The organism is Amycolatopsis sp. lyj-346 (assembly GCF_046548975.1).
Lineage (GTDB): Bacteria > Actinomycetota > Actinomycetes > Mycobacteriales > Pseudonocardiaceae > Amycolatopsis.
Genome location: NZ_JAJPWT010000014.1, coordinates 42,055 through 67,671 on the forward strand (window position 1 = coordinate 42,055; position 25,617 = coordinate 67,671).

Consider the following 25,617-nt stretch of genomic DNA (forward strand, 5'->3'; position numbering starts at 1 on the left):
CCGCCGGGGTCAGAGCAAGTGGCTGCGGCCCCAGCCGTGGGCGAGCCGGTAGGTGGCGAACGCCCCGGTGACGAGGCCGATCCCGAGCACGATCAACGCCGGGTGCAGCATGGCCTCGGCGTTGCCCGCCACGGCCGAGCGGATCAGCGACAACCCCCAGTAGCCCGGGGAGAACGGCGCGAGTGCCTGCGCCCACGGCGGCATCAGCGACACCGGCAGCAGCGCACCGCCGAGCGAGCTGATGGTGATCGCGCCGAGGTCGACGGCGACGATCAGGTCGCCGCGGCTGCGGACCACAGTGGACAGTGCGGCGCCCATGGCCAGCAGCATGAAGCCCCACAGGCACATCGCGCCGAACACCAGGCCGGGCGACACCGGGAACGGCATGCCGACCACGAGCCAGCCGTACACGATGAGCACGCCCTGCTGGATCAGCAGCACGACGAACACCGGGACCGCCTTGCCGATCAGCAGTTCCGCGCGGGCGGCGCGGCTGGCGCGCAACCGGTCCCACGTGCGCCACTCGCGTTCGACGAAGATCGCGTTGCCCACGATGGCCATGGCGAACACCGAGAACATCACCAGCTGCCCGGTCACGGCCTCGGCGGCGCCGGCGCCCAGCGCCTTCACGTACAGCGGCTGGAACAGCACCATGAAGATCATCGGGGTGATCAGGTAGCTGATCAGCTGCGAGGGGTCGCGCAGGCGCAGGGTCGCGTTGTAGCGGACCAGGGCGCCGGCCCGGTAGAGGGAGTCAGTGCGCGTCGACATCGGTCACCGCCAGGGAGTGGTAGAGGTCGTCCAGGCTGGGGTTGCGCAGCTCGACGGACTCGACCGGCCGCGTCACCGTGGGCAGCAGCTCCAGCAGCGTGCCCGTCGGGTCGGTGGTCGAGACGCTCAGCTGCTCGTCGGCGGTGCGCACGCGGACCTCGCCCGGCAGGCCGGCGAGCAGCTCGTCCGCGCCGCCGCGCGCGATCACCCGGCCTTCGGCGGCCACCGCGATCGTGGCCTGCAGGTCGGTCAGTTCGGTCAGGTAGTGGGTGGTGTAGACCACTGCGGCTCCCTCGCCTGCTCGTTGCTTGACCACGTCGAGCAGCGCCTGACGGGTCTCGGGGTCGGCACCGGCGGTCGGCTCGTCGAGCAGCAGCAGCGCCGGCCGGTGCACCAGCGCGGTCGCGGCCTGCGCCCGCCGCTGCTGGCCACCCGAGAGCAGGCCGCAGGTGCGGTTCAGGAAGCCCTCGAGCCGCAACGCGGCCGTGAGGTCGTCGATCGCCGAACGCAGCGCGGCCCGGCGCAGGCCGGCCAGGCGGCCGTACAGCTCCAGGTGCTCGCGCACGGTCAGCGGGCGGTAGAGCGCGATGTGCTGCGGGGAGATGCCGATGCGGTCACGGGCGCGCGTCGGCGATTCGCCGTCGATGAGCACTGTTCCGCTGTCCGGGCGCAGCAGCCCGGACACCATCTCGACGAAGGTGGTCTTGCCGGCGCCGTTGTGGCCGACCAGCCCGACGATCTCGCCGGGGGCGACCTCGAGGCTGAAGCCGTCGAGGGCCTGCACTTCGTCGTAGCGTTTCCGGAGGTCGATTGCTTGCAACATGGGATCGCTCCTTGCGATTCGCGACAAGCGGACTGTCGCACGGGATCAGCGGGAACGGCGGGCTCCCGCGGTGGCAGGAAACTGCCGTCATTCGGGGACGGCGGACACCGCGCCCACCGTCTCGCGCAGCGCGACGCGGTCGAACTTGCCGTTGACCGACCGGGGCAGCTTCGGCAGCACCTCGATCCGCCGCGGCAGCATGTACGCGGGCAGTTCCTTCGCCAGCGCCCGGGAAACGGCCTCGGCGTCCGCCTCGGGCGCGACCGCCAGCACGATCCGGTGACCCAGCACCGGATCGGGCACGCCGAACGCGGCCGCCTCCCCCACCAGGCCCGTGGCGTAGGCGGCCTCTTCGACCTCGGCGGGGCTGACGCGGTAGCCGGAGGTCTTGATCATCTCGTCGGTCCGGCCGACGAAGTAGAGGAACCCGTCCTCGTCGCGGTAGACGGTGTCGCCCGACCACACGGCGATCTCCGGCCGCACCAGGCCCTCCGGCCCCGGCACCGGGCGGAAGCGCTCGGCCGTGCGTCCGGGGTCGTTCCAGTAGCCGAGCGCCACGAGCGCGCCGCGGTGCACCAGCTCGCCGTGCTCGCCGGGCAGGCAGGGCGAGCCGTCGGGGCGCAGCACGAGGACTTCGGCGTTCGGGATCGCCTTCCCGATCGAGCCGGGACGGCGGTCCGCCTCGGCCGGGTCGAGGTAGGTGGAGCGGAACGCCTCGGTGAGGCCGTACATCAGGAACGGCTGTGCCGCCGGGAAGAGCTCGCGCAGCCGCGTCAGCGTCGCGCGCGGCATGCGGCCGCCGGTGTTGGCGAAGTACCGCAGCCGCGCGGTCGCCTCGGCGGGCCACGCCTGGGTCACCAGCTGCAGCCACAGCGGCGGCACGCAGGTGAGCCCGGTGACGCCGTGGCGGGCGCACAGCCGGACGATCTCCTTGGGCAGCAGGTAGTTCACGAGGACCACGTGCGCGCCGGCGGCGAACGCGGTGGTGAGCTGGCTGAACCCCGCGTCGAAACTCAGCGGCAGCGCGGCGAGCACGACGTCGTCGCGCGTGTGGCCGAGGTATTCCGCGACGCTCGCGGCGCCGGCCAGCAGGTTGCGGTGGGACAGCACGACGCCCTTGGGACCGCCGGTGCTGCCGGAGGTGTACATGATGGCGGCCGGGTCGTGGTCGATCACCGCGCCGGCGCCGGGCACCGCGACCGGCGCGGCCGCGGTCAGCGCGTCCCACGCGGGCTCGCCGAACACCACGACCGGGGTCGGTCCGGGCACCGCCTCGCGGACCGTCGCCAGCCGTTCGGCGGTCGTGAGCACCACCTTGGGGGTGCAGTCGGCGGCCACGTGGGCGAGGTGCCGGCTCTTGAACAGCGGGTTCAGCGGCACCAGGACCGCGCCGGCGGCCGCGGCGGCGAACAACGCGACGACCGTCTCGAGCCGCTTCTCCGCATACACCGCCACCCGGTCGCCGCGGCGCACGCCGAGGCGGTGCAGGCCGTGGGCCACGCGCGCCACCTGGTCGGCGAGCTCGCCGTAGGTCAGCGTCCGGTCCTTGTGGGTCAGCGCCGGATCGCCGTCCGCGCCGCGGGCGAGCAGCCGGTCGAGCCGCACCGGCGCGGCTGCCTCAGACATCGGCGGGCTCCGGGACGACGAACTCCGCGACGGCGGTCCACAGGCTGCCCGCGGTGGCGAAGGTGTCCTCGGTGAGCAGCTCGTCGGGCAGCTCGAAGGCGAAGGTCTCCTCCAGGTCGGTGACGAGCTGCACGACGCCCATCGAGTCGAGCCCGAGCGCGGCGAGGTCGTCGTCCTCGGCGATCCGGTCCCCGAGCGCGTAGGGCAGGTGCGCGAGCAGGATCTCGAGGAACCTTGGCGGGATGGGGAGTGTGGGGTCAGGCATTTCGTCACCCTGTTTCGCGTTCGGCGGTCAACCGTGTCCTCCCGAGGACACCACCGGCCGGAATCACCGGGCTCTCACGCCGCTCTCGTCCCGCCACTGCCGGGTGAGAGCGGCGTGAGAGCGCCCCGAGAAGGCGGGCTGCGACGGTGATGACCGCAGCAGCCCGAAGGATCCGCGTTGGAGGCACGATGTCGACGGCCACTCTCCCGCCGCCCGGGGCGTTCTCCGTGCCCGAGCCCGACCCCGAAGCCGAGCTGTACCGCTACGCGGCGCGCTGCGGCCGGATCCCGTCCGTGGCCACCGCCGCGGCCCACCTCGGCCTGCCCGCCGACACCGTGCAGGCGGCGGCGGCGCGGCTGGTGGAGCTGCACCTGCTGCGGACCGACCCCGGCGGTGGCCTGGTGCCGCGGGAGCCGTCGGCCGCCGCGGAACTGGTCGTCACCCCGCTGGAACGCGCGATGTACGAACGCCGGGAGCAGGCCGACCGGCTGCGCGAGCGCATCGACGGCATCACCCGCGCCCCGGCCGGCGTCACCGGCCACGCGGGCGCACTCGACCGCCTGGAGGGCATCGCCGAGATCCGCGGCCTGGTCAAGCTGGCGGCCGAGGTCTGCCGCGACGAGCTGGTCGTGCTGCACACCGGCGAGGCGGCCGACGACCTGGTCGACGAGCTGCTGGACGCCTGCTACGCGGTACTGGGCGACGGCGTCGGCGTCCGGGTGGTGTGCCCGCACCGCAGCCGCGCGGGGTACGCGTCCCGCGCCCGGTTGACGCAGCTCGCCGGCCGCGGCGCCCGGATCCGCACGCTGAGCCGGGTACCGCAGGCGGCGGTGGTCTTCGACCGTTCGCTGGCGGTGACGGTCGACGCCGCCGAGCTGTCCGCCCGCCGGGTGCGCGACCAGGGCATGGTGCGGTTCCTGCTGGGCCTGTTCGACCAGCTGTGGGATGGCGCAACGCCGTTCGCGCCCGAGGACCAGGGCTACAGCGGCGAGATCGCCCACGACCTGCAGCAGACGATCGCCCGGCTGATGGCCCAGGGCCTGACCGACGAGGTCGTGGCCCGGCGGCTGGGCATGTCCGTCCGCACGTGCCGCCGGCACATCGCCGCGATGCTGCAGAACCTCGACGCGGTCTCGCGCTTCCAGGCCGGAGTCCAAGCGGCGTCCCGTTTCACCCTCGCCTGACCGCCCGCGCCGCATGCGCCCCAAGGTGGCCTTCGGTGCGTTCAACGCACCCAAGGCGGCCTTCGGTGCGTTCAACGCAACCAAGGCCACCTTGGGGCGCTCGGGTCGGGGCTCGCCGGTGCCGGGCGGGTGAACCGGCCGGTGGGCCAAATTCCGTACACGAGAAGGGGCCTTCCGCACACTGCGGAAGGCCCCTTCTCTCTGCCCGCCCTACCACCCGGCGGCCTCGGCCACGACGCCGTAGGTGCGCTGCAGATCGGTCATCCGGTAGACGCCGGCCTCCGGGATGCGGAGGCCGTACCGGTGCTCGATCCGGGCGAGCAGCTCGATCACGACCACCGAGGTGACCCCCAGATCGCCCGCGAACGACGCCGCGGTGGCCACCTCGCCGGCCGGGACCGAGAACAGGTCGGCGGCCAGGGCCGCCAGTTCGTCGAAGCGGGCCGGGACGACGGGCACCGCGGGCGTGGCCGCGCGGCGGAACGGGCGGGGCGGCCGGGCACAGCCCGCCGCCGCGACCGCGACCACCAGGTCGGCCTGGTGGCTCAACGTCACCACGATCTCCTCCAGGCCCGCCTCGTCCGCGATCTCCGCCGCGCCGCCGGCCAGCGTGACCAGCGGCGCTCCCCAGTCGTCGTTGGTCACCTCGATGTCACGCCAGCGCAGGCCCTGGCCGAAGCCACGGCCCAGCATCTTGCACGTGGCCTCCTTGACGGAAAACCGCCCGGCCAGCCGTTCCAGGGACCGTTCGGCACCCATCCGGGCGGCCTGCTCGAGCTCCACCGGGGTGAAGACCAGCGTCCGGTAGCGGTGGTGCGCCGCGACCTCCGCGAACCGCGGGATCGACATCAGGTCCACGCCGATTCTCATCCACTCCGCCCCCCGAGCAAAGTCGCCGTGGCCGCGGGCACCAGCCGCACCGCGGAGACGTCCAGGGCGAGCAGTGAAAGCCAGCCCTCGCGCAGCGGCCCGCGCGTGTGCAGCAGGACGCGTTCGCCGTCGGCGACCACGCCTTCGGCCAGCGCCGCGCAGAACGCCAGCCACGCGTCGCACGGGCCGCGGCCGGTGAACCGGTGGTCGCCCGCCAGCGCGGGTTTCCCTTCGCCGCAGCCGGAAACGGCCAGCGGGGCACCGGCACCGCGCCGCAGCCGGACGCCGACCGCGGCGAACCGCGGGTGGCCGCCCGCCGAGTCGGCGAACAGCGGCTCGTCGCAGACGACCGCCGTCGCTTCCGTCTCGACCGCCCACTCCAGCAGCCCGAAGACCGCCGTGCCGCCGAGCTCGTCGAGGTGTGTGAGGCCGACGTCCTCGCCCGCCCAGCCACTGCGCTGCACCAGCCCGGCCAGCGCGGCGACGTTCGGGTCGCGCAGCGGGCCCGACCGCACGAAGTACAGCGGCTGCGGCACGGCGGGCGGCCCCAGCGCGGCCAGCACCTGCGCCGTGACGTCGACGTCGTCGTCCTCGGGGATCCGGACCATCAAGCGGGACAACGGGATCCCGGCGGCGGCCAGCCGCTCCGGCGGCACCAGGTCGGCGGCACCGGGCAGCGCCGAGAGCGGCACGTACTCCTCGCGGCGGGCGGCGGCGAACGCGATCGTGTCGATCCCGAGGTCAGGCATCGGCGTCTCCCGCCTGGTACCCGCGCGCCACGTGGAGGCGGTGGATGTTGCTCGTGCCCTCCATGAACTCGAACGCGTGCACGTCCCGCGTCCACTTCTCCAGCAGCGGGTGCTCGATCAGGCCGGCCGGGCCGAGCGCGGCCGACGCCCAGTGCGCCGTGCTCACCGCCAGGCCGACCGCGCCGAGCTTGGCGGCGCTGGAGAGGTAGCCGCGCTCGGGGTCGCGGTCGATCCGCGCCGCCGCCTCGTACACCAGCTCCCGGCCCGCTTCGGCACGGGCGAGGGCGAGCTGGCCGCCGGGGGCGTTCTTGCGGTGCTCCAGCACGTACTCGACCATCGCCAGCGCGGTGCCCACGGCGGACGCCGCGATCCGCACCCGCATGTGGTTGAACGTCGTGATGGCGGCGAAGATCCCCCGCCGCGTCGCCGGCAGGTGGTCACCCAGCATCCGGCCGGCGGGGATGGCGACGTCCGAAAAGGACAGCCGGCTGATGTAGGCACCGCGGAGGCCGATCATGTCGAGCTTCTCGCCGTGCCAGCCGGGTGCCGGGACCTCGACCAGCGCCGCGCGGATCGACAGCGCGCCGCGGCCGGTGCGGCCGAACACCACGCCGACGCTGCCGCGGGCGGCGTTGCCGACGTAGCACTTGCCGCCGTCGAGCCGCCAGCCGTCGCCGTCGCGCTCGAACCGGGTCTCCATCGCGGTCGCGTCGTTGCCGCGGCCCTCCTCGGTCATCGCGAAGAACGACCAGCGGCGGCCGCCGTGCATCCGCGTGAAGAACCACTCCTGCTGCTCGGGGGTGCCGAGCAGCTCCACGAACACCCCGGCCAGGCCGGGTGACGGGCAGGCCAGGATCGCGCCGACGTCGCCGCGGGCCAGTTCGATCAGCCCGGCCACGTTCTCCAGGCACGAGCCGCGTTCCATCGCCCGCAGCAGCGGCGTCGACGGCAGCGACTCGCGGTACTGCGGTGGCGTGTCGGCCTGCCGCACCATCTCGAACACGGGTGAGCCGTAGTGCTCCTCCATCGCGTCCGGGTCGGTGTCGATGGCCAGGGCCCGCGACCGCAGGTCCACGGCCGCCTCCCGGCTCAGGTCGCGGACCGCGCGGACGCGCTCGCTCAGTTCGATCATGCCGGTTCTCCTTCCGGTTCCCGGTCCACCCAGGTGCCGGCCACCAGTGCCGAGACGTAGAGCGACCGCGCGGGTGAGGTGGCCAGGAAGCCCGAGGCGCCGAGGTGCTGGGCCACCCGCCAGCCCAGCTCGTCCAGCTCGCGGTGCACGTCGGCCACCGCGACCGGGTGCCGCTGCGAGCGCACCTGGGCGCGCAGCCGTTCCACCGCGGCCATCACGTCGCCGAGCGCGCCGACGACCAGCTGCTTGCGGATCAGGGGTTCGTCGCCCGACGTGCGGTGCGACAGGTGCTCGACGACGTGGTCGAGCACCGAGCGCAGCACTCCCAGCCGGACCGCGGCCAGGTGCCGGCCGAAGTCGGCCAGCTCGTGGGCGTCCCGCTCTTCGCGGGGACGGCCCGGGCAGGCGAGGAAGACGATGTCCTCCCGGTCGGCCAGGCTGTGCGTGCGCACTTCGGCGCCTTCGGGCACGGCGGCGGCGGGCACGGCCGCGTACCGGCCGGGGGCCAGCCGGTCGGCCGGGGTGGCGGGCAGGGCCCGCGCGAGGCCGGCCGCGAGGCCGTCACGGCGCGCGGTCCGCTCGCATTCGAGCAGGCTGGTGGTCACTTCTCCTCCACGACCTCGATGATCACCGACTGGAAGTAGGCGCCCTGGCCCACGGAGACCAGGGCGCAGCGCTGCCCGGGACGCAGCCGTCCGGCCGCGTCGGCGTGCTGCAGGGCGAGCAGGGAGTCGACCCCGAAGTTGTGCCCGCGCTCGGCGACCAGGTCCAGGGGGATCCGGTCGAACGGGAACCCGGACAGGCCGCTGAAGGTGCGCCAGAACATCCGGTTGGACAGGTCCGGCAGCACCCAGTCCACATCGGACAGGGTGAGCCCGGCGTTGCGGGCCGCGGCGCCGACGACGGCCACCGCCTGCTCGCAGCACACCTTGCCGAAGAGCGCGAACTCCTCCTTGGTCATCCGCAGGCTGCGGTGGAACCGCGTGTCACGGGCGCTCGCTCCACCGAGGTAGCGGTAGCGCGCCGGGCCACGGGACACCGTCAACGCCGCCGCGGTGTCGCCCGCGATGGTCGTGCCCGGGATGTAGCGGCCGCGGTCGCTCGCGCTGCCCTGGTCGCCGCCGAGCACGAGCACGCGGTCGTCCGGCCCGGCACCGGGCCGGGCGAGGTAGCGCCGGGCCAGTTCGACCGAGCGCAGCACCGACGTGCAGTTCACGTGCGACACCCCGAAGAACGGGACGCCCGGCAGGCCGAGCGCGTCGCGCAGCCGGTCCGGGAACGTGCCGCACAGGTCCAGCTCGGCGATGAGCAGCGTGTGGCCGTAGAGCACCAGGCTCGCCCGCCCGCCGCCGAGCGCGGCCCGCCCGGCCTCGGCCAGGTGGTCCGCCATCCGCTCGCCCGGCGCGAGCACCGGGCTGTCGCGCAGGCCGTAGATGCGGCCGAACATCCGCCGCTCCAGCGGTTTGGCGCCCGACCGCACGAGCACGTCGTCGACGGCCTCGACGCGGCCGGGCAGCCGCACGGCGACCCGGGACAGCCCCGTGTCCATCAGTTCTCCCTCCCGGGGACGAGCAGGCAGCTGCAGAAGGTGCCGCTCGCGGGTTCGAAATCGGCCAGCAGCACCGGTTCGGGCAGCGGCCACAAGCGGGCGAGGCCCGCCCACACGCCGGTGCACCACAGGTCCGGCACCGCTTCGACGCGGCCGGCGTACGGGGTGCCCGCGAGCCGCTTGGCGAGGCCCGCGCCGGCCAGCACCCGGACGCCCGGGTGCCGGTAGAGCACGTCCGCCAGCGCGAGGGTGGCGGTGTGCGGCCCGGTCCCGCCGAGCCGCACCTCGTCCAGTTCGGTCACGGCGACGTCGCCGGTCGCACCGGCCTGCAGCAGGACCGCGGCGTCGGGCCGGTGCGTGGCCGGGTGGCCGCTGTCCCACAGCACGGCGTTCTGGTCGAACACCAGCAGCGCCGCCGAGGTCGCCTCGCCGAGCCGGCACATGCCGTCCAGCAGGCGCAGTGCGGTGAACGCCGCACCCGGCCCCGGTCCGGCGACCGAGCACGGTTCCGGGTTGCCGGGCAGGCGGCCGGCGAGGTAGCAGCCGGCGACCTCCGAGTGGTACAGGTCGGGCGAGTGGTAGGCGAGCACCACCGCGTCCAGTGGCGGCAGCGGGCCGCCCGCGTCCGCCAGCAGCGCCTCGGTCATCTCGATGAACCCGTTGCCGGTGCGGGCCAGGAAGTCCTCCTGGTCGGCCGCGGCGCCGAAGGTCTCGACCATGAGCCGGGCCAGTTCCGGGCGCATCCCGAACACCGGCTTGGCGCGCTCGGTGAACACCCGGTGCGTGATGCCGGTCAGGTGCACCCCGGCCGGGCGCGGCGGGCCCGCGGCCCGCCCCGGGGGCGCAAGGGTCTGTGACATCCGGGGCTTCGCCCCGGGCCGGGGGCTCCGCCACCCGGACCCCCGAATGAGCTGCAGGGACATGGCTTAGACCGCCGCGGCGGACCTGGCGAAGGCCGACTCGATGTAGTCGGTCAGGCTGCCGACCGTGCGGAAGACCTCCGGGCCCAGCTCGTCCGGGTCGATCTCGAGACCGATGGTGTCCTCGAGGCTCATCAGCAGCTCGATGACGCTGGTGGAGTCGAGCGCCAGGTCCTCGAACAGGCGCAGCTCCGGCGTGACACCGCCGATCTCCTTGTTGAGCACGGCGGACAGGGCGATCTCCAGGTGGGCGACGATCTCGGTGCGGTTCATCTCGGCTCACTTCCCGTGGTTTCGGTGGTCGGGGGCTGGTGCAGGTGCTGCTTGCGCAGCAGGTCCGCGGGCTCGTCGCGGTCGCGGACCAGGAAGGCCGCACCTCCGCGCACGAGCACCTCGGCGGGGAACCCGTGGCTGAGGAACAACCCGGGCGAAGCCGACGGCCCGTAGGCGCCGGAGTTCAGGACGCCGACCAGGTCGCCGGCGCGCAGGTCGGGCAGTTTCACCTGCCTGAGCAGGGTGTCGTTGGGGGTGCACAGCGGGCCGGTGACGGTCCACGGGCCGGGCTCGACGGTGTCGTCGGTGTCCTCGCCGGCGGCGCGCGGGGTGAGCAGCACGGCCGGGAAGTTGCGCTTGACGAACGAGCCGATGCCGACGGCCGCCATGTGGTGGTGGGTGCCGCCGTCCGCGATCGCGAACCGCTCCCCCATGGATTCCTTGACGTAGCGGACGCCGAGCACGTAGACCCCGGCGCGCCCGGCCAGGAACCGGCCGGACTCCATGATCAGCCGCGTGGCCGGGTGCGCCCGGTGGAACGCCTCCAGCATCGGGTTGATCTCGGCGGCGACGTCGGCGGCTTCGAGGTCGTCCTCGCCCTCGAAGTAGGCCACGCCGAGGCCGCCGCCGATGTCGACGGCTTCCAGCCGGATGCCGGTCTCCGCGGCCACCCGCTCGGCCAGATCGAGGGCGTAGCGGGTGTTCTTGCCGATGACCTCGGCGTCGAGGATGCGCGTGCCCATGTAGACCTGGATGCCGGCCACGTCGGCGTGGCGGTACTCCGCGAGCCGCGGGCCGGCGGCGAGGACCTGGGCCTCGTCGATGCCGAACTGGCGGGGCTTGCCGCCCATGGTCAGCCGGGACCCGCTGATCGCGCAGGTCGGGTTGATCCGCAGCAGCACCCGCTGGCGCTTGCCGAGCTCGGCGCCGAGCCGTTCGATGTCGTCGAGCTCGGCGAAGGACTCGCAGACGATCGCGTAGACGTCCGTTTCCAGGCACGCCCGCAGTTCCTGCTCGCTCTTGCCGGGGCCGAGGAAGATGATGTCGCCGGGCCGCGCACCGGCCTTGAGCACGGTCTGGAGCTCCACGATGGACGAAACCTCGGCCCGCGCGCCGCCGCCGTGCAGGGCGGCGAAGACACTGATGTTCGGGTTGGCCTTGAGGGAGTAGAAGACCTCGATCGCCGGGTGCAGCACCGCGCGCAGGCCGGTGATCGTGGCGTGGAGGACATCGCCGTCGTAGACGTACAGCGGTGTGCCGAAGCGCTCGGCCAGGTCCTGGTAGTCGATGTCGGTCATGCCTCGTTCCCTGCCATTTCCGCGAGGCGGCGCTCGGCTTCGGTCCGGACGGCGAGGGCCTCCTCGGCCGAGTCCCCGACGCAGATCGCGTAGAGACGGCCGTGGAAGGAGCCCTCGCCGGTGGCCGCGGCGTTGAGCGTCGCGAAGTTGTTGACCAGCACGCCGGTGTCGCCGGCGCCGGTGAAGAACAGGTCGCCGAGTGCGCGTTCGACCTCGGCGAAGGTGTGTTCCCGCCGCAGTTTCAGCGAGAAGGTCGCCGCGATGGCGTGCCGGCCAGCGGGGATGAACTTCTCGGCGATCCGGCTCTGGTAGGTCGACATGTTGAACCGGGCGTTGATCTCCAGGCACGGGTAGAGCGTGCCGTCGGCGGAGAGCATCGCGTCGACGCCGACCATGCCGAAGAAGCCTTCGTCGTGCAGGGCGCGCCCGATCTTCTCGACGGCTTCGGCCAGCTCGCGCGCCGCGACGGGCGGCAGCTCCACCGGGAAGCGGTGGCCCTGGTGGACGCCGTTCTTCAGCACGGCGGCCTTGACCGTCTCGAAGCGGACGCCACCGGTGCGGGAGACGACGAACTGGTAGTTGAGGTCCTGGGCGTGCTCGATCCAGGACTCGACGACGAGGTTCGCCGGCGCGTCGGCACCGCGGCGCTCGATCAGGCGCAGCAGGCGGTTCGCGCCGCGCTCGTCCTCGACGACGACCATGCCGCGCCCGGACACACCGAGCGACTCCTTGACCACCACCCGGCCGCCGAGCGCCAGCTGCGCGGTGAGGGCGGCACGCAGCTCGCCGACCGTGTGCACCACCCGGCCGGGCACCTGGCGCAGGCCGAGCGCGTCGACGAGGCCGCGGCTGAACACCTTGCCGTTGACCGCCTTGCAGATCTGTGCGGTCGAGCCGGCCAGCGGCAGCCCGGACTCCTTCGCCAAGGCCTCTTCCGACGCCGAGATGCCCAGCGGCATCAGGTACGTGTTGCCGTCGGCCAGCTCCCGCAGCTTGCCCAGCAGCTCCGGCGAGTCGAGCGCGTCCTCGGTCACCATCGCGTCCGGGTCGTTGTGCTCGGCGATCAGCGTCGAGCCGTCGGCGGCGCCGATCCGCGCGAGGTAGGCGGCGAACGCCGGGTCCATGGGCGCCTTCAGCACCACCAGGTCGCCCTCGCCGGCGAGCAGCGCGCCCATCTCCTCCATGCGGTTGACCGTGGCCCCCGCGAACGAGATGCCGGCGCCGGGCAGTTTCGGCTCGCCGACCGCCCAGCTGCGTTCCACCTCGAAGTTGTTGACGAAGACGAACCGCGCCCCGGCGTCGCCGGTGAGGTCCTTTTTCAGCCGTGCCACGAAATTCATCCCTGGTTCCCTTCTCCGATCTCGACGACGGCCGCCGCGAAGGTCGCCCCGAGGCCGGCCGAAGCCAGCAGCACGAGGTCCCCCGGATCGACCCGCCCGTCCGCGCGCGCCGCCGCCAGGTTGATGAACGGGTCGGAGCTGTAGCAGTGGGCGTACTTCCCGACGTTGTCGAGGAAAACGCGGTCCCGCGGCACGCCGAGGGCGGCCGTGATGCGTTTCCAGGACAGCTTGTTGACGTTGTGCGGCAGGATGGCGGCGATGTCCGCGGCGGCGACCCTGGCGTCGTCGAGGGCGTCCTGCATGACTTGGGCGAGCGCGTCCGGGTAGACGTGCTTGTACTGCAGCTGCAGGGCTTCGTCGCAGTCGATGCCGCGGTAGAACTCGCCCAGCACGGTCAGCGCGCGCCCGAGGACGCGGTCGCCGCGCGGGTCCGGGCCGAGCAGCACCGCGGCGGCGCCGTCGCCCTGGATCGTCGTGTCGCGGATGAGGCGGGCTTCGTGCATCAGCACCTTGTCGCCGGTCAGCACGAGCACGCGGTCGCCCGGGGCCGCGGTCGCCAGCAGCGACCGAGCCACGTGCAGGGCGTGGATGCCGACCACGCAGTTGAGGTGCGACAGGCTGAACACGGTCGCGCGGGGCAGCCTCAGCCGCGTGCGGACCGCTTCCAGGAGGCCGGGTGTGGCGACGGCGACGTGCTGCATGGTGTGCGCGTGGACCAGGAACCGGATCGAATCGCGGTCGGTGCCGGACAGCACGCGCTCCCCCGCACCCACCAGCAGGTCGGCCAGGTCGAGGCCGTCCGCGACGGCGACGCGGTCGAGGCCCAGGAAGCGGGTGAAGAAGCGCAGCTGCGTCGCGTCGAGGCCGAGCGGGCCGGCCAGGTCGGCGACCGGCAGGCTCGTCTCCGGCACGAACGACGCCACCCGTTCCAGGCGGGGTGCTTCGAGCAAGGACATGGTTTCCTCCGATCTTCCGGACTGGCTCAGCCGCGGGCCGGCACGAGCTCGTGCGCGAGCGCGGACAGGGGGCGGGCGGTGGTGAACGGGACGAGCCCGGCGCTCCAGCCGCGTTCGTGCAGGGCGGCCACCACGCGGGGCAGGCGCAGCACGCGCCCGCCCGCGCCGGTGTAACTGCACGCCGGGTCGACGTCGCCGAGGCCGTTGACCTCGGCCACGACCTCGATGAGCACGCGTTCGGCGGGCGCAGGAGCCAGGCCGGCGGGGCCGGGGTCGATCCGCACGGTCCGCCGCGGCGGCGCCGGGGTGAAACCGATGAGCGCGGCGGCCTCGCTGACGCGCAGGTCGGTGCCGGGTTCGCGGTGGGCCTCGACGAGCCGGGCGTAGCCGCGCAGGAACCGTTCGACGGCGTCGGCGTCCATCACCGCGTCCAGTGCCTGCAGGGCCAGGGTGATGCCGTCGGCCCATTCGTACACGCGCAGGTAGCTGTCCGAGCCGGCGTGCGCCCAGTCGGCGGGGGCCGCGTTGACCACGTACCGGTCCCGCTTGGCCCGGCACGAGCGCGGCGCGTTGTCGAGGAAGTTCAGTTCCGCCACCACGCGCACCGGCATCCCGCGCCTCGCGCTCTCCTCGGCGACGAGCTCGTACACGCGGTCGTAGGGCACGTGCGCGTGCGCCATCGCCTGGCTCACGCGGGCGGCGGACTCCTTGACCACCGACGAGAACCGCGGATCGCCGCCGAGGTCGGCGAGCACCGGCGTCGGGTAGGACAGGCACGTGACGGCCCCGCCGAACCCGCTGGCGTCCCGCTGGCTGGTGTACATCCGGTGCGCGACCAGCGTTTCCCCGGTGTAGGCGGCGAGCGTGACGGCATAGGCGGCGAGGTGCACCGCCGAAGGCCACACGTGCTCGCGCGCCGCGATCGCCCGGGCGGCGGACAACAGCGCCGGCACGGTGTAGGAGGCGCTGTGCGCGGCCTCGGACGCCGTGCGGCGCGCGGCGAAGACGTCCGCGGGGAGCTGCCGGACGATTCCGCGCCAGTGGCTCAGGGCGGGCTCGACGTCGGTCTCGGTACGGCTCTCCTCGAAGCGCGCGAGGTCCACCGGCTGGTGCTCGACCGGGGCCAGCACGGCGGGCCGGCCTTCGGTGCGCGCGGCCAGCAGCTCGTCGAGTTCGGCGGCCAGGCGGTCAAGGGCGACGTCGTCGAAGGCCAGGTGGTTGAAGACCAGGTGCAGCCGCACCAGCCGGCCGCCGGTGGTGACCACGCAGGCCCGCATCGGCCAGTCGCGGGCCAGGTCGAACGGGGTGCGGGTGAGCCGCGCGACGACGTCCACGGGCGACGGCGTGCCGTCGTCCTCCGTGGTCGCCTCGGTCACCGGCTGCGGCGACGGCGGCTGCACCAGCTGGCGCGGCCAGGTGCGCCCGTCCGCCGCGGTGCCGGTCAGGTCGTAGACCGTGCGCAGCACTTCGTGGCGGCGCACCAGGTGCGTCAGTGCGGTGCGGACGGCCGCGACCGTGCAGCCCGCGGGTAGCGGGTAGCTGGTGCCGATGTGCGCCTCGTGCCGGGACGGCGCCGGCACCCGCAGGTACCGCAGCAGGTGGTGGTGCTGTCCCCAGCAGAGGTTCGCGCTCTTCGCCTCGGGCATCCGGGGCCTCCAACCGTGAATCGTCGTACGCCGATGGTGGGCGGCCGCGGCGGAAATGGTTAGCCCCCGGCGGTGGCACGTTCTCCGTGGCACGAACATGACACCGGCGGCGAAGGAGTTTCCCTTGACCCGCAACGGTTCGTCGGTGAATCTGGGTTGGCCCCACCGGAAACGCGTTCCGGATCTGCGGGGGAAATCCCACCAAAGGAATGAGGTAGCACCATGTCGAAGGAAGCTTCGAAGGTCGCCAGCAAGGTCGCGTCGAAGGTCGCCGCCAAGGAGGCCGCCAAGGAGGCGTCCAAGGAAGCCTCGAAGGTCGCCGCCAAGGAGGCGTGACGCCGCGGCGGGACGGCGGCGCACCGCACCGGACGCGCCGCCGTGCCGCCGGACCCGGCACTTTCGGCGTGAAAGTGCCGGTCTCGTGGCCACCGCGGGCACGGCACTTTCCCGTGAAAGTGCCGTTCCCGCGGCTTTACCCGCCATTTCCACCAGCCCGGGAGGGGCCATGACCTCGATCGCGCCCGCCGCACCGGCGGCGGACCTCGCGTTGCCGCGCTGGTCGGCCCGCGCCTGCGCGGCCGCCGACCGGGCGGACGTGCTCGCGCTGTTCGCCGACCCCGGCTTCTTCTTCCGCACCGACCGGCCCGACACGCGGCCGGAGTGCGAGATCGACCGGCTCCTCGGCGACGACACGCGCGTGCTCTGCGCCGACGGCGAGCCCGCCGGCCTGTACGCACTGGAGCACGAGGGCAGCGAGCACGGCTGTCACTACGTCCTGCACCTGCGCCTGCGCTCCGACGCTCCCCCGCACTGGTGGCGCGACGCCTACCACGAGATCGTGCGCGCGCTGCGGTGGCGGCACGAGCTGGTGCGGCTGTCGGTCCGCTTCCCCGAGTTCGACCCGGCCGGCCTCGCCTTCGCGCGCTCGGCCGGGCTCACCGAAGAAGGCACGCTCGCCGGCGTGACCACCTACGAAGGCCGTCGCCGCGGCACGGTCTTCTTCTCCCAGGTCTGGGCGGAGTCATGAAACTACGCGGCTACCGCGGCACCGACCGCGATCTGCTGACCGGGCCTTGGCTGCCCGGCGAGCTCCTGGGGCTGCCACTGGCGGACTGGCCGGCACTCGCCGACCCGACGGAGGTTCCCCCGCCCACCGGCCACGACGAGGAACTGTGCGTCACCGACGGCGCCTTCGTCCGCTACACGGCCATCGACTGGGTGCACCGGCGGGCCCGCGTCGAAATCGGCGTCCACCCCGGATCATCCGATGTGGACGAATTGCTGACCGCCGTCGTGGCGCACGGGTTCACCGGCCTCAACCTGCGGCGCCTGCACGGCTGGGTCACCCCGGCCGCCCGGCCCGGCTCGGCCGCGCTGGCCGCGGCCGGGTTCCGGCGCGAGGCGGTCGTCCCGGCCGCCACCTGGTTCGACGGCGCACCCGCCGCACGGGAGATCTGGGGGACGATCCGCCATGACTGACCTGAGGCCGCTTTCGCCTGCCGAGGCCGCGCGGGGACTGCGCCGCGCGGGTGACGCCGCGCGCGGGTTCCTCGGCACCGACCCGGTGACCCAGAACGACGCCCTGCTCGTGCGTGAGCTCACCCGCCGCGAGGCCCAGGTGTACGCCGCGGGCGGCGCGCTGGTCGGCTGCGTGCCGAACCGGGCGCAGCCGCGCCAGGCGTACGTCTCGAGCACGTCCGCCGGCCCCGAGCCGGTGCGCGCGCTGCTCGGCCACCTCGCCACCTACCAGCGCCGGACGTCGTTCGTCGCGCTGGTCCCCGCCGGCAGCACCGACGGCGCCGCCGCCTTTCTCGGGGCCGGGTTCGCCCGCAGCGGCGTGCTGCCCGGCCACCACTACGCCGGCCACGCGTTCCACGACGTGCTGGTCCTGGTGAAGGAGGAGCCATGCCGATCGTGACCGTCCGGCACTTCACCGATGAGGACGTCCCGCTGCGCACGGAACTGCTGCGCGAGGAGCGGTTCACGGCCAACCTCACCGACTTCGCCGTCGGCGCGGGGGACGACGGCCTGACGGCCCGCCAGCACCGCACCATCACCGAGGAGCAGCGCACCAAGCGGATCTTCACCGTGTGCGGCGCGCACGGCCGCGTCATGGGGTTCGCGTGGATCACCTCGATCGACTGGCGCGCGCAGCGCTGCGAGCTGTCCTTCGGCGTGCTGCCGCGCGACCGCGGGCTCGGCGCGTTCGCCGTCTACGCGGTGCACAAGTACCTGCGCGACGAGCTCAACATGCGCGTGATCGTCAACCAGGTCCTCACGCACAACACCATGTTCCTGTCGGCCGAAGCCCTCGAAGCCCAGCACCAGGTCCGGTGCGAACGGGACTCCTACACCGTCGGCGAATGGCGGACCGCGTGCTACTGGACACTGTCCGATGAGGACGTCCGAAAGCACCAGGCCTCCGCCGAAGGACGCCGGCGGGAGCTGGCCGAGCGGATCCGCGCGCGCATCGAGGCCCGGTCGTGACCGGGCGGGCCGGCTACCTGCGGACCCCGGCGATCTCCGGCGGCACCGTCTACTTCGCGTGCGAGGACGACCTGTGGTCCGTGTCGTCCGGCGGCGGCCGCGCGCACCGCCTGACCGCGGGCCCCGGCGAAGCGCGGCGGCCGCGGATTTCCCCGGACGGCACGGAAATCGCGTTCGTCGGCACCTACGACGGCCCCGCCGAGGTGTACGTCATGCCCGCCGAAGGCGGCCGCCCCCGGCGGCTGACCTACCAGGCCGGCCGCTGCGTCACCGTCGGCTGGCACCCGCAGTCCGGTGAGGTCCTCTACGCGACCGACGCCGAGCAGCCGTCCGGCTTCGGGGCCCGCCTGTTCTCGGTCGCGTCGGGCGGCGGTCCCGCGCGGCCGCTGCGGCTCGGCCCGGCCGACACGATCGCCTTCGGCGACGCACGCGTCGTCGTCGGCCGCAACACCGCGGATCCCGCGCGGTGGAAGCGCTACCGCGGCGGCGGCACCGGCGAACTGTGGTACGCCGAGCAGGAGGCCGGGCCGTTCACCCCGCTCGTCGCGCTGCCCGGGAACGTCGCCGACCCCTGCTGGGCCGGCGGCCGCGTCCACTTCATCAGCGACCACGAAGGCATCGGCAACGTCTACTCGTGCCTGCCCGACGGCACCGACCTGCGCTGCCACACCGACCACCACGACCACTACGCGCGCGGGCTCACCACCGACGGCACCCGGCTGGTCTACACCGCGGGCGCCCGGCTGCACCTGCTCGACGCCCACGGTGCCCGGCCGGTCGAGGTGGACCTGGGCGGCGCGGCGGCGCAGCGCGGGCGCCGGTTCGCCCCCGCGGGCGAGTACCTCGACGGCGCGCGGCTCAGCCCCGACGGCACCCGGCTCGCGGTGACCGCCCGCGGCAAGGCGTTCACCTTCGCGCACTGGTCGGGGCCGGTCCGCGGCCACGGCAGCGCCGACGGCGTGCGCTACCGGCTGCTGCGCTGGCTGGCCGGCGGGCGGCAGCTGGTCGCCGTGGCCGCCGACGAGAGCCCGGACGAGCGGATCGTGCTGATGGACGCCGAGGGCGGCGAGGACACTTCGGTGCTCGTGGCCGGCGGCGTCGGGCACATCACCGAGCTGACCGCCTCCCCCGCGTCCGGGCTCGTCGCCTTCGCGACCAGCCGCCAGCGCGTGTGGATCGTGGACACCGCCGACGTGCTGCCGCGGCCCCGGCTGCTCGACGCGAGCCGGCACGAGCGCATCGAGGACCTCGCCTGGTCGCCCGACGGCCGGTGGCTGGCCTACACGTTCCCGGAGTCGCCGCGGACGTCGTCGATCAAGCTCGCCGACACCGCGTCCGGGCGGACCCACCGGGTCACCGAGCCGGTCGTGCGGGACGCGCGCCCGGCGTTCGACCCGTCCGGGCGCTACCTCTACTTCCTCGGCCAGCGCGACCTCACGCCCGAGCTGGACCAGGTGCAGTTCGACGTCGGGTTCCCGTTCGGCTCGCGGCCGTACCTGGTCACCCTGCGGGCGGGCGACCCTTCGCCGTTCGAGACGACGGCCGCCGTGCCCGGCCAGGCGCCGCCCGCCCCGCGTGGCGACGGCCGGGTCGAGGTCGACCTCGACGGCATTTCCCGGCGCGTCGCGGCGTTCCCCGTGGCCGAAGGCCGGTACAGCGACATCGCGGCCCTGCCCGGCCGGGTGCTGCTGCTGTCGGTGCCGCTCGCGGCGCCCGACCCGGCGCACCCGGACTCCGGCGGCGACGGCACGGTCTCGCTGGTCGACCTCGGCACCGGCCGCGTCGCCGCCGGCTGCCTCGGCGCGGTCGACGAGCTGGACGTGCGGGGCGACGTCGTGCTGCACCGCACCGACAGCCGGTTGCGGGTGCTGCGCGCCGACGTCGTGGGCGACCCGCCCGACGGCGAAGAGCCGGGCCCCGCCACCGGCTGGGTCGACCTCGGGCGCGTGAAGGTCCCGTTCGACCCGTCCGCGGAGTGGCGGCAGATGTTCCGCGAGGCCTGGCGGCTGCAGCGCGAAGGGTACTGGGACGCGCGGATGTCCGGCCTCGACTGGGACGCGGTGTACGACCGGTACGCGCCGCTCGCGGAGCTGGTGTCCTGCCGCGCCGAGCTGTCGGACCTGATCTGGGAGTTGCACGGCGAGCTCGGCACCTCGCACGCGTTCGAGCGCGGCGGCGAGTACCGCGCCGGGCCGGACGAAGCGCAGGGCTTCCTCGGCGTCGACTGGGACACCCCGGCCGACGGCTCGCAGTGGCGGATCGCGCGGATCCTGCGTGGCGACGCGTGGAACCCGAAGGCGGGCTCACCGTGCGCCCGGCTCGGCGCCGACATCCGCGCGGGCGACGCCGTCGTCGCGGTCAACGGCCGCCGGGTCGGCCCGTCGGGTCCCGGCGAGCTCCTGATCGGGCAGGCCGGCCGGGAGGTGGAGCTGACCGTGCGGCGGGGCGGCGCGGCCGAGCACCGGGTGGTCGTCCGGGCGTGCGCCGGCGAGGCGCGGGCGCGGTACCTGGACTGGTCCGAGGGCAACCGCGCCTACGTGCGGGCGGTGTCGGGCGGGCGGCTGGGGTACCTGCACGTGCCCGACATGACACGCGCCGGGTACGCCGACTTCGTCCGCGGGTTCCTCACCGAGCTCGACCGCGACGGCCTGATCGTGGACGTCCGGTTCAACACCGGCGGCCACGTGTCGCCGCTGCTGCTCGACCGGCTCGCCCGCCGCCGCACCGGCACCGAGCACGGCCGGTGGAGCGGGACGGCGCCGTATCCCACGGAGTCCCCGCGCGGGCCGATGGCGACGCTGCTCAACGAGCACACCGGCTCCGACGGCGAGATCTTCGCCCACGTCTTCCGCGCGCTCGGCCTGGGCCCGCTGATCGGCAGGCGCAGCTGGGGTGGGGTGATCGCGACCTGGCCGCGGCACCGGCTCGTGGACGGCACGGTCACCACGCAACCGGAGTTCCGCTACCGGTTCGGCGACGCGGGTGGTTCGCTGGAGAACCACGGCGTGGAGCCGGACCTGGCGGTGGTCCCCGCCCCGGACCGGCTCCAGCCGGGCGAAGACGACCAGCTCGCCGCGGCCGTCGCGCACCTGCTGGCCGAGCTGGGCGAGGAGGCGGACGAGCTGCCCGCACCCCGGGCGGCGCTGCTGCTGCCGCAGGCGCCATGACCGGCGGGCACGGGCCGGGCGTGGAACACCGGCTGGGACGCCGCTTCGCGCAGGGTGGCGAGGCCGCCCGGGGCGGCGAGGCCGCCCGAGGCTGCGAGGTCGCCCAGGGTTGCGAGGCCACCCAGAGCGGCGAGGCCACCCGGGGTCGCGAAGCCACCCAGGTTGGCGAGGCCGCCCGGGGCCGCGAAGCCACCCTGGGTCGCGAAGCCACCCAGAGCGGCGAGGTCGCCCAGAGCGGCGAAGCCACCCAGGGGCGCGAAGCCACCCAGGGGCGCGAAGCCGCTCAAGGCCGCAAGGTCGCCCAGAGCGGCGAGGCCGCCCGGGGTTGCGAGGCCGCTCAAGGCCGCGAAGCCACCCAGAGCGGCGAGATCGCCCGGGGTTGCGAGGCCGCTCAAGGCCGCGAGGCCACCCAGAGCGGCGAGGCCGCCCAGAGTGGGGTCGAGCCGGTTCGCGTCGACGTCTGGCTGGTGCCGGTCCGTCCCCGGCCGGAGTGGCGGCGGCTGCTCACCGGTGCCGAACGGGCGCGCGCCGACCGGCTGGCCGACGGCCCGGCGGGCGAGGTGTTCACGGCTTCCCGTGCGCTGCAGCGCCTTTGGGGTGCTTCGGCCGTCGGCGTCCCCCCGTGGGAGGTGGCGATCGACCGCTCCTGCGAGCACTGCGGCGACCCCGGCCACGGCCGGCCGCGGGTGGCCGGTGCCCCGGCGTATTCGGTGTCCCACACCGGACGCTGGCTGCTGCTGGCGGTGGCGGAGACGGGGCGGATCGGAGCCGACATCGAAGACCCGGCCGCGGCGGCCGACCCGGCCGGGCTGGCGGGTGTGGTTTTGTCGGCTTCGGAGCACCGGGAGTTCTCGGCGGCGGACCCGGCCGACCGGGCCGCCCGGCTGCTGACCGCGTGGACCCGCAAGGAGGCGGCGATGAAACTGGCCGGGCTGGGCCTGGCCGCCGCTCCCGCGCGGGTGGACGTGCGGGGACCGCTCGCCCGTTCGGACGTACCCGGCTGGCCGCGGGAACCCGTGCACCTGCGCTCGCTCGCCGTGCCGGGTGGGCAGGTGGCCGCCCTCGCCACGACCGTGCCCGTGCGCGCGGTGCGCCGGCGTGACCTGGCCGAGCTCGACGCGCCGATGAAGGCGAGGCTGCCGTGACCGCGGTGGTGGGGCTGGTCGCGGGAACCCACCAGCGCACCCAGCCGGTCATGCGAAGCCGCGCACCCGCCGAACCCGCACCCGCCGGACCCACCCGGTCGGCCGCGCACCCGCGTTCCTGCCGCCGCAACCGTGCCGCGCGCGCCGGCCACCGCCCCTGACCTGGCCGGACTCGACGCGCCGATGACCGCGGGGAGGCCGTAGGCCGGGGCTGCCCTTCCCTACCCGGAGCAGGGGCCGCCAATCTGGGTAGCGAGTACCCATGTACGCGCAACTCCCCGAGTGCGAATCTCTTCGGCGTGAGCCAGACAGTAGAGCGCCCCGAGCAGGCCCCCCACGAGGCACCGGCCTGGTGGACCCCCGCTCGCCTCCCCGGCGAGGACGGCAGCGACCGGCCCGCCTGGGCGCTGCTCGCCGACGAGGTGCTCGCTTCGCTGCCGGTCGAAGGCGACTGGCCCGCTCCCGTCGCCGCGGACGGCGATCGCGTCTTCCGGCACGCCGTGCTTCCGTTCCTGGCCGCCACCCGCGAGCTGCTGCTCGAGCGCGAGCCCGCCGCGGAGCGCGTCTGGGCGGGGGTCGAGACCTGGCTCTGCGGGCAGCTCACCGCCCTCGCGGCCCGCACCTTCGTGCTGGAACTGCACTCGGCGAAGAAACACGGCCTGCTGCGCGGTGCCACCGGACGTGATCGCTTCGTCGACTTCCTGCGCCTGCTCGGCAGCCGCGGTCACCTCACCGAGGTGCTGGGCCGCCACCCCGTGCTGGCCCGGCTGCTCGCCCAGACCTGCCTGCGCACCGCCGACGCCGTCGCCGAGCTGCTCACGCGGTTCGCCGCGGACCGGGCCGCCCTGTGCGCCGGGCTGCTGGCCGGCAGCCCGGCCGAGCTGAGCGAGCTGACCCTCGGCGCGGGGGACGTGCACTCCGGCGGCCGCGCGGTGGCCGTGCTCGGCTTCGCCGACGGACGCCGGCTCGTCTACAAGCCGCGCCCGCTCGGGCTGCTCGCCCGCTGGGGCGATCTGCTGCGGTGGTTCGCGCAAGCGCGGCCCGGGCTCGCCCCGCGCCCGGTGGACGTGCTCGCCCGCGACGGCTACGGCTGGGCCGAGTACGTGCCCGCGCGGCCGTGCACTGACCACGCCGGCGTCGAGCTGTTCTACCGCCGCCAAGGCGCGCTGCTGGCCCTCCTCTACGCCCTCGACGCCACCGACATGCACTGCGAGAACCTGATCGCCTGCGGCGACCAGCCGATGCTGGTCGACGTCGAGACGCTGTTCCACCCCGCCTTCACCTCGTTGACCCGCAACGGGCCCGACCCGGCCGCCGCCGCGCTGCACCGCTCGGTGGCGCGCACCGCCCTGCTGCCCACGCTGATGCTCGGCGAGCACGGCGCGCTCGACGTGTCGGCGTTCGGCGGCGGCAACGGCGAGCAGAGCCCCGGGGAAGTGCCGCACTGGACCGGCGCCGGGACCGACGACATGCGCCTGGCCCGCGGCCCCCGCCCCTACGCCGGCGGCGCGAACCGCCCGGTGCTCGCCGGGGCCGAGGTCGACGCCGGGATGTACCGGCAGAGCCTGCTGAGCGGGTTCCGCGCCGCCTACGAGTCCCTGGTGGACCGCCGCGCCGAGCTGCTCGGTGACGCGCTGGCCGGGTTCGCCGGCGAGGAAATCCGCCTGGTCATGCGGCCGACGCAGGTCTACGCCACGCTGCTGACCGGCTCCACGCACCCGGCGCACCTCACCGCGGGCGCCGCCCGGCCCGCGGCGTTCGCCTCGCTCGCCGAGGACCAGGGGAAGGCCCACCTGCCCGCGCTCGTGCCGCACGAGATCACCGAGCTGTGCGACGGCGACGTGCCGGTGTTCACCGCCGCCGCGGGCTCGGTCGACGTCACCACCGGCACCGGCGCGGTGCTGCCCGGCCTGCTGGCCGTGAGCGGCCTCGACCAGGCCCGCGCGAAGATCGCGCAGCTGTGCGCGGAGGACCTGCGCGAGCAGGAGTGGTTCGTCGAGGCCACGCTCGCCACCCGCCGCCCGGAGGTCCGCCACGGCGCGGGTGCGCCGCTGCCCGGCGCGGTCGCCGCCGTCGTGCCCGACAGCCAGCACCTGCTCGCGCTGGCCTCCGCGATCGGCGACGACCTCGTCGCCCGCGCCGCCCACGACGACGTGCGGGCCAACTGGGTCGGCCTGGAACTCCTGGACGGACGGCACTGGCTGGTCCTGCCGATGGGCGCCGGCCTCGCCGAGGGCTACTGCGGCACCGCGCTGTTCCTGGCCCAGCTGGGCGCACTGACCGGCACCGCCCGGTACTCCGAGCTGGCCGCGAAGGCCGTGCGCACGCTGCCGGTGCTCGTCGAGGTCCTGGCCGAACACCCCGAACTGGCGCGCGAAGTCGGCTCCGGCGGGTTCTTCGGCCTCGGCGGGATCTGTTACGCACTGGCCCGGTTGGCCTCCCTTCTCGGCGACAGCACCCTCGCCGCCTGCCTGCCCGCGGCGATCTCCGCGACCGCCGCCGCCGACGCGGCCGCACCCGCGGGCGTCGGCGAAGGCACCGCGGGTGCCCTCGCGGCCATGCACGCCGTGCACGCGGAAAGCGGGCTGCCCGAAGCGGCCGCGCTGGCCGCCACCCTCTCCCGGCGGCTCGCCGTCGCCCCGCGTCCTGCCGCCCCCGGCTTCCTCTGGGGCGCGGCGGGTGCCGACTGGGCGCTCGGCCGGGGCGACCGGACCGTGACGGAACCGGTGACCGGCGACCTGGGCTGGTGCTCGGGCCTGGCCGGCCGGGTCCTCGCCGCGGCCGCCGCACCGGGACCCGCCGGGCCGTGGCCCGGCACCGCCGCCCGGGCGGCGGACGCGTTCTCGGCCGCGGTGGCCGCCCGGCCGCCGTCGACCGACCAATCGCTCTGCCACGGCGAACTCGGCACCCTGGAAGCACTCGTGGTGCTGGCCGGACAGGGCCACGAGCCGTCGGTCTCCGCGTTGCGGAGGGCGACCTCGCGCCTCGTGGGCGCCATCGAAGGACACGGGCTCCAGTGCGGTACTCCGCACGGAGTAGCGAGCCCAGGCCTGCTGACCGGAACCGGGGGTATCGGTTTCGGGTTGTTGCGGGTCGGTTTTGCCGAACAGGTTCCGTCGGTTCTCCTGCTCGAACCTTCGGACATCTCCGGGAAATAACCGCGAAACACACCTCATCACAGGAGTGAAGATGCGCAACGACACCAACACGGGCGAATTCGACGCGACCCCCGCCGGCTCGGAGCCGGACAGCCCGCTCGGCGACGCCACGCCTGGTGCCGGCAAGAAGATCGGTGTCCGCGCGGGAATTCTCGCCGGGCTGACCCTCGGCGTGGCCAGTGCCGCGGTGGTCACGATGGACATCAGCACGGTCGTGAGCAACCACACGCACGCGTAACGTGCCCACTGCGGCACCAT

Annotated in this window: 24 protein-coding genes; 9 read left to right on the forward strand and 15 right to left on the reverse strand. The window is 74.2% G+C overall.

What is annotated here, in order from left to right; translation table 11 throughout:
- Positions 1-9: 9 nt before the first annotated feature.
- The 4 genes from ACLJQE_RS32775 to ACLJQE_RS32790 all read right to left on the reverse strand — a co-directional run bounded on the left by ACLJQE_RS32775 (position 10) and on the right by ACLJQE_RS32790 (position 3,485).
- Positions 10-771: an ABC transporter permease gene (locus tag ACLJQE_RS32775; protein ID WP_410643401.1), complete on the reverse strand. Its 762-nt coding sequence runs from the start codon at positions 769-771 to the stop codon at positions 10-12.
- Positions 755-1,594 (reverse strand): ABC transporter ATP-binding protein, encoded by an 840-nt coding sequence (locus tag ACLJQE_RS32780; RefSeq protein WP_410643402.1) that lies wholly within the window; start codon positions 1,592-1,594, stop codon positions 755-757. Before ACLJQE_RS32780 ends, ACLJQE_RS32775 begins: the two co-directional genes overlap by 17 nt.
- An 87-nt stretch (positions 1,595-1,681) precedes the next feature.
- Positions 1,682-3,220 carry an acyl-CoA ligase (AMP-forming), exosortase A system-associated gene (locus ACLJQE_RS32785; RefSeq protein ID WP_410643403.1) on the reverse strand — a complete coding sequence of 513 codons (1,539 nt, stop codon included), beginning with the start codon at positions 3,218-3,220 and terminating at the stop codon, positions 1,682-1,684.
- Complete coding sequence (locus tag ACLJQE_RS32790; protein WP_410643404.1) at positions 3,213-3,485, reverse strand: phosphopantetheine-binding protein; 273 nt, start codon at positions 3,483-3,485, stop codon at positions 3,213-3,215. The genes ACLJQE_RS32785 and ACLJQE_RS32790 overlap by 8 nt, the downstream gene beginning before the upstream one ends.
- A 188-nt stretch (positions 3,486-3,673) precedes the next feature.
- Between ACLJQE_RS32790 and ACLJQE_RS32795 the strand changes: the two genes are divergently transcribed.
- Positions 3,674-4,669 carry a LuxR C-terminal-related transcriptional regulator gene (locus ACLJQE_RS32795; RefSeq protein WP_410643405.1) on the forward strand — a complete coding sequence of 332 codons (996 nt, stop codon included), beginning with the start codon at positions 3,674-3,676 and terminating at the stop codon, positions 4,667-4,669.
- Between the two features lie 210 nt (positions 4,670-4,879).
- On the opposite strand, the gene acpS is transcribed toward ACLJQE_RS32795, so the two are convergent.
- From acpS to ACLJQE_RS32850, 11 genes are all read right to left on the reverse strand, one after another.
- Positions 4,880-5,539 (reverse strand): holo-ACP synthase, encoded by a 660-nt coding sequence (gene acpS, locus ACLJQE_RS32800; protein ID WP_410643406.1) that lies wholly within the window; start codon positions 5,537-5,539, stop codon positions 4,880-4,882.
- A complete protein-coding gene (locus tag ACLJQE_RS32805) occupies positions 5,536-6,288 on the reverse strand; it encodes a hypothetical protein (protein ID WP_410643407.1) in 753 nt (250 codons plus the stop codon). The genes acpS and ACLJQE_RS32805 overlap by 4 nt, the downstream gene beginning before the upstream one ends.
- Positions 6,281-7,420 (reverse strand): acyl-CoA dehydrogenase family protein, encoded by a 1,140-nt coding sequence (locus ACLJQE_RS32810; RefSeq protein WP_410643408.1) that lies wholly within the window; start codon positions 7,418-7,420, stop codon positions 6,281-6,283. The genes ACLJQE_RS32805 and ACLJQE_RS32810 overlap by 8 nt, the downstream gene beginning before the upstream one ends.
- On the reverse strand, positions 7,417-8,025 hold the full coding sequence (locus tag ACLJQE_RS32815; protein ID WP_410643409.1) for an acyl-CoA dehydrogenase family protein: 609 nt from the start codon (positions 8,023-8,025) through the stop codon (positions 7,417-7,419). Before ACLJQE_RS32815 ends, ACLJQE_RS32810 begins: the two co-directional genes overlap by 4 nt.
- On the reverse strand, positions 8,022-8,969 hold the full coding sequence (locus tag ACLJQE_RS32820) for a 3-oxoacyl-[acyl-carrier-protein] synthase III C-terminal domain-containing protein (protein WP_410643410.1): 948 nt from the start codon (positions 8,967-8,969) through the stop codon (positions 8,022-8,024). The genes ACLJQE_RS32815 and ACLJQE_RS32820 overlap by 4 nt, the downstream gene beginning before the upstream one ends.
- Positions 8,969-9,829 carry a hypothetical protein gene (locus ACLJQE_RS32825; RefSeq protein WP_410643411.1) on the reverse strand — a complete coding sequence of 287 codons (861 nt, stop codon included), beginning with the start codon at positions 9,827-9,829 and terminating at the stop codon, positions 8,969-8,971. The genes ACLJQE_RS32820 and ACLJQE_RS32825 overlap by 1 nt, the downstream gene beginning before the upstream one ends.
- Positions 9,830-9,895: 66 nt before the next feature.
- Positions 9,896-10,162 (reverse strand): acyl carrier protein, encoded by a 267-nt coding sequence (locus tag ACLJQE_RS32830; protein WP_086848245.1) that lies wholly within the window; start codon positions 10,160-10,162, stop codon positions 9,896-9,898.
- The gene (locus tag ACLJQE_RS32835) at positions 10,159-11,460 is read right to left on the reverse strand and encodes a type III PLP-dependent enzyme (RefSeq protein ID WP_410643412.1); all 1,302 of its coding nucleotides are present in this window, start codon (positions 11,458-11,460) and stop codon (positions 10,159-10,161) included. The genes ACLJQE_RS32830 and ACLJQE_RS32835 overlap by 4 nt, the downstream gene beginning before the upstream one ends.
- Positions 11,457-12,800, reverse strand: a complete 1,344-nt coding sequence (locus tag ACLJQE_RS32840) for an ATP-grasp domain-containing protein (protein ID WP_410643413.1) — start codon at positions 12,798-12,800, stop codon at positions 11,457-11,459. The genes ACLJQE_RS32835 and ACLJQE_RS32840 overlap by 4 nt, the downstream gene beginning before the upstream one ends.
- Positions 12,797-13,756 (reverse strand): ketoacyl-ACP synthase III family protein, encoded by a 960-nt coding sequence (locus ACLJQE_RS32845; protein ID WP_410643414.1) that lies wholly within the window; start codon positions 13,754-13,756, stop codon positions 12,797-12,799. The genes ACLJQE_RS32840 and ACLJQE_RS32845 overlap by 4 nt, the downstream gene beginning before the upstream one ends.
- A gap of 26 nt (positions 13,757-13,782) precedes the next feature.
- Positions 13,783-15,402: a condensation domain-containing protein gene (locus ACLJQE_RS32850; protein ID WP_410643415.1), complete on the reverse strand. Its 1,620-nt coding sequence runs from the start codon at positions 15,400-15,402 to the stop codon at positions 13,783-13,785.
- Between the two features lie 505 nt (positions 15,403-15,907).
- On the opposite strand from ACLJQE_RS32850, the gene ACLJQE_RS32855 reads away from it, so the two are divergent.
- From ACLJQE_RS32855 to ACLJQE_RS32890, 8 genes are all read left to right on the forward strand, one after another.
- Positions 15,908-16,429, forward strand: a complete 522-nt coding sequence (locus tag ACLJQE_RS32855) for a hypothetical protein (RefSeq protein ID WP_410643416.1) — start codon at positions 15,908-15,910, stop codon at positions 16,427-16,429.
- The gene (locus ACLJQE_RS32860) at positions 16,426-16,881 is read left to right on the forward strand and encodes a GNAT family N-acetyltransferase (RefSeq protein ID WP_410643417.1); all 456 of its coding nucleotides are present in this window, start codon (positions 16,426-16,428) and stop codon (positions 16,879-16,881) included. The genes ACLJQE_RS32855 and ACLJQE_RS32860 overlap by 4 nt, the downstream gene beginning before the upstream one ends.
- Positions 16,874-17,320, forward strand: coding sequence for a hypothetical protein (locus tag ACLJQE_RS32865; protein ID WP_410643418.1), 447 nt, complete (start codon positions 16,874-16,876; stop codon positions 17,318-17,320). Before ACLJQE_RS32860 ends, ACLJQE_RS32865 begins: the two co-directional genes overlap by 8 nt.
- Positions 17,308-17,889 carry a GNAT family N-acetyltransferase gene (locus ACLJQE_RS32870; protein WP_410643419.1) on the forward strand — a complete coding sequence of 194 codons (582 nt, stop codon included), beginning with the start codon at positions 17,308-17,310 and terminating at the stop codon, positions 17,887-17,889. The genes ACLJQE_RS32865 and ACLJQE_RS32870 overlap by 13 nt, the downstream gene beginning before the upstream one ends.
- On the forward strand, positions 17,886-21,056 hold the full coding sequence (locus ACLJQE_RS32875) for a S41 family peptidase (protein ID WP_410643420.1): 3,171 nt from the start codon (positions 17,886-17,888) through the stop codon (positions 21,054-21,056). Before ACLJQE_RS32870 ends, ACLJQE_RS32875 begins: the two co-directional genes overlap by 4 nt.
- The gene (locus tag ACLJQE_RS32880) at positions 21,053-22,201 is read left to right on the forward strand and encodes a 4'-phosphopantetheinyl transferase superfamily protein (protein ID WP_410643421.1); all 1,149 of its coding nucleotides are present in this window, start codon (positions 21,053-21,055) and stop codon (positions 22,199-22,201) included. The genes ACLJQE_RS32875 and ACLJQE_RS32880 overlap by 4 nt, the downstream gene beginning before the upstream one ends.
- A gap of 299 nt (positions 22,202-22,500) precedes the next feature.
- The gene (locus tag ACLJQE_RS32885; protein ID WP_410643422.1) at positions 22,501-25,359 is read left to right on the forward strand and encodes a type 2 lanthipeptide synthetase LanM family protein; all 2,859 of its coding nucleotides are present in this window, start codon (positions 22,501-22,503) and stop codon (positions 25,357-25,359) included.
- Positions 25,360-25,390: 31 nt separating this feature from the next.
- Entirely contained in the window at positions 25,391-25,597 is a 207-nt protein-coding gene (locus ACLJQE_RS32890; RefSeq protein ID WP_410643423.1) for a hypothetical protein, read from the forward strand.
- The last annotated feature ends 20 nt before the right edge of the window (positions 25,598-25,617 follow it).